Source organism: Cellulosimicrobium cellulans, assembly GCF_001722485.1.
In the GTDB taxonomy this organism is placed as follows: domain Bacteria; phylum Actinomycetota; class Actinomycetes; order Actinomycetales; family Cellulomonadaceae; genus Cellulosimicrobium; species Cellulosimicrobium cellulans_A.
The window spans coordinates 1-3,228 of sequence record NZ_LWGL01000247.1 but is presented as its reverse complement, the minus strand read 5'-3'; the positions used below and the strand labels follow the sequence as shown (position 1 = coordinate 3,228).

Annotated in this window: 3 protein-coding genes and 1 pseudogene; 3 read left to right on the top strand and 1 reads right to left on the bottom strand. The window is 74.9% G+C overall.

All coding sequences use genetic code 11. The features are described 5' to 3' along the window. On the top strand, window positions 1-1,113 hold a 1,113-nt coding region (locus tag JZ5iCDA_RS16465), incomplete at its 5' end, for a Dyp-type peroxidase (RefSeq protein WP_069388113.1). A 101-nt stretch (window positions 1,114-1,214) separates the two neighbouring features. Further along, window positions 1,215-1,463: pseudogene (locus tag JZ5iCDA_RS16460) on the top strand (DUF1775 domain-containing protein); the annotation flags it as partial. A 262-nt stretch (window positions 1,464-1,725) separates the two neighbouring features. Here JZ5iCDA_RS16460 and JZ5iCDA_RS16455 read toward each other — a convergent pair. Then, complete coding sequence (locus tag JZ5iCDA_RS16455; protein ID WP_069388111.1) at window positions 1,726-2,916, bottom strand: CobW family GTP-binding protein; 1,191 nt, start codon at window positions 2,914-2,916, stop codon at window positions 1,726-1,728. Window positions 2,917-3,033: 117 nt separating this feature from the next. Between JZ5iCDA_RS16455 and rpmB the strand changes: the two genes are divergently transcribed. After that, the coding region (gene rpmB / locus JZ5iCDA_RS16450) for a 50S ribosomal protein L28 (protein WP_069388110.1) at window positions 3,034-3,228 on the top strand (195 nt) is incomplete at its 3' end.

Genomic DNA, 3,228 nt, shown 5'->3' with positions numbered 1-3,228 from the left:
GCCGAGCCGCCGCCCGCGCCGCCGGACGCGGCGGGGCGCGCGACCGTCGCGTTCCGCGGCGAGCGTCAGCCGGGCGTCGACACCGTGCCGCAGTCGTTCGCGGCGTTCGTGGCGCTCGACCTCGTCGACGGCGTGGACCGCGAGGCGCTCGTGCGCCTCATGGGCATCTGGACCGACGACGTCGAGCGGCTCATGGCCGGGCGGCCGGGCCTCACGGACACCGAGCCCGAGCTCGCCGCCGTGCCGGCCCGGCTCACGGTGACGCTCGGCTACGGGCCGGGCGTGTTCACGGCGGCCGGGCTCGAGGACCGGCGCCCGTCGTGGCTGCGTCCGCTGCCCGCGTTCGGCGTCGACCGGCTCGAGGACCGCTGGTCCGGCGGCGACCTCGTGCTGCAGGTCTGCGCCGACGACGAGGTGACCGTGTCCCACGCCGTGCGCTTGCTGGTCAAGGAGGCGCGGACGTTCACCACGGTGCGGTGGGTGCAGCGCGGGTTCCGCCGGTCGCCCGGCACCGAGCGGCCCGGCACGACCATGCGCAACCTCATGGGCCAGGTCGACGGCACGCGGAACCTCGACCCGGCCGCCGACCCGGACCTCGTGTGGCACGCGGACACCTCGCGCGGCTGGCTCGCGGGCGGCACGTCGATGGTCGTGCGCCGCATCGCGATGAACCTCGACACGTGGGACGAGCTCGACCGCGCCGGCCGCGAGGAGTCGGTCGGACGCCGTCTCGACACGGGCGCCCCGCTCACGGGGACGCGCGAGCACGACGAGCCCGACCTCGAGGCGAAGGGCCCGAACGGCTTCAAGGTCATCGGGACGTTCGCGCACATCCGCCGCGCGCGTACCGACGACCCCGAGCAGCGGTTCCTGCGCCGCGCGTACAACTACGACGACCCGCCGCCGGCCGGCGCCCTGTCGGACTCGGGGCTGCTGTTCGTCACGTTCCAGGCCGACGTCGACCGGCAGCTCGTGCCGATCCAGCGGCGGCTCGACGAGCTCGACCTGCTCAACGAGTGGACGACGCCGGTCGGGTCCGCGGTCTTCGCCGTCCCGCCGGGTGCGCGGGACGGCGAGCACCTGGGCCAGGGCCTTCTCGGCGCAACCGCCTGAACACCCGTCCTCGCGCCCGCACGTCGTCGTGCGGGCGCGCCTCCCTCACCACCCTTCGGAAAGGCACTCCCATGCGATAGACCCAGCGCGCCACCGTTCCCGGCTGGGACGTCGAGAAGGTGATGGAGGACCTCGCGGAGCCCGTGGACGACGGGCACGGCGGCCAGTACACGCAACGCGTCGCCGAGATCGTCTACACCGCGCGGACGCCGCTCCCGCACGACCACCGCGACACCTTCGAGCTGTCCCTCAAACTGCCGGACGCTGCCGGCGAGACGCTCGTGTTCCCCGCCGTCCAGACGTGCGAGGAGGGCGAGAGCGCGTGGGTGCAGGTGACCGCGGCGTGCTGAGCCGCCCGGGGCACGGTCGGGCGAACGCCGACGTCGCGCTGTGATGCAGGTCACTGTAGGGTCGGTACGAAACTCCGTATTCCACCCTCTTTCGGTGGTGGGGGAAACGCCGACGCGACGGGTCACGCGACGGCGCCCGGACCGGTGGCGGTCCGCGACGAGAGCTCAGCTGGGGGGAGCTCTGGTGGCGGACCGCCACCGGTTCGTCATCCCCGGGTCGGTCGGGTCGGTCGGTCCGGGCAACCCCGGCTGCCCTGTCGCGTCAGAGCGCGTCGGTGCGCGCCCCGAGCCACGGCGCGAGGACGTCGTCCCGGCCGAGCCAGCGCAGCCCGCCGTCGGCGAGCTCGTCGGGCGTCGCGAGCACGTCACGGAACGCCGCGAGCAGGAGGTCGCGCTCGTCGTCCGCCCCCGGCGCGAGGCCGGGGTCGGTGGACCCCACGACGACGATCCGCGTGTGCGGCCGGACGACGCTGCCCTCGGCCGTGGTCGCGTCGTCCCACGTGCCGAGCTCGCCGATGCAGAGCTGGCCGCCGGCGCCGTCCCACGCGCACAGCGAGTCGGGTCTGTTGGCGACGTGGAAGACGCCGCGCGAGCGCAGGCGCCCGGTGCCGAGGTCCTCGATGCGGCGCAGCAGGCGCTCCGGGTCGAACGGGCGCGACGACCGCAGCTCGAGCGTCCAGCTCCGGTCGCCCGCACGGCGCTCGACGTCCGCCGGGCGCCCGGCCCCCCGGGCGCCGAGCGGGTGGGCGCGGCGCTCGCCGGCCGCGGCGTCGTGGTGGCCGCGGGCGAGGTCGGCGGCGTCGAGCGCGTGCAGGCCGTCGAGGCGCCGCGTGCCGACGCCGCGGAGGCGGTCGACGAGGCCGGAGCCCGTGGCCGACGCCGCCGGGTCGCCCGTCGTGACGACGAGGTCGGCGTGCTCGAGCTGCGCGGCGAGCACCTCGCCGACGGCGCGCTGGTCGTCGGCGGTGAGAGCGATGCCGCGCTCGTCGACGAGGTCGTCGTCGAGCAGGTCGTGCTCGAGCGTGTCGACGTCCGCGACGGCGACCACCGTCGCGAGCCGGAGGCGGTCGAGCAGGTCGCCCGGCGAGGTGGCGGCGGAGAGCGCTCGCGCGACGGGCAGCGACTCCGCCCCGACGGGCAGGGCCAGGACGAGGTGGTCCCAGCGGTCCTGCTCCGCGAGCCGGCGCAGCGTCGGGAGGGCGTCCTCGCGCACCGCGCACGACAGGCACGCGTGCTCGAGCGGGACGCGCTCGTCCTCGAGCACGCCCGTGGCGTCGACGACGACCCGGCGCAGCTCGCCCTCGCTCGCGCGGATGTCGTGCCGCAGGACGACGACGCCGGGGGAGCCGACGGCGAGGCCGAAGACCGCGGAGTCCCGCAGGACGGGGTCGACGGTCGCGAGGACGCTCAGCGGGGTGCGGGGGTCGGTCGTGTCCGGGTGGTGGGTGGTCATGCAGGTGCTCCAGTTCTGGCCGCGGGAACATCCGGGCGGGCGGACCTGTTCACCCTACACCTTGACGAGAACGATTCTCAGTAACTAGTCTCGCCGGGTCCGTAGGAAGGAACGACCATGTCCGCCGTCTGCCAGGTGCTCGGCACCTCGCCGGGGTTCGGCCACTCGATCTCGCACTCGCACGTGCGGACCAAGCGGCGCTTCGACCCCAACATCCAGAAGAAGCGCTACTGGGTGCCCTCGCTCGGGCGCCACGTCACGCTGCGCGTCAGCGCGCGGGGCATCAAGACCATCGACCGCAAGGGGATCGAC

Coding starts and splice junctions, on each gene's coding strand:
- JZ5iCDA_RS16455 (WP_069388111.1), bottom strand. CDS start 2,916: ATGACCACCCACCACCCGGACACGACCGACCCCCGCACCCCGCTGAGC.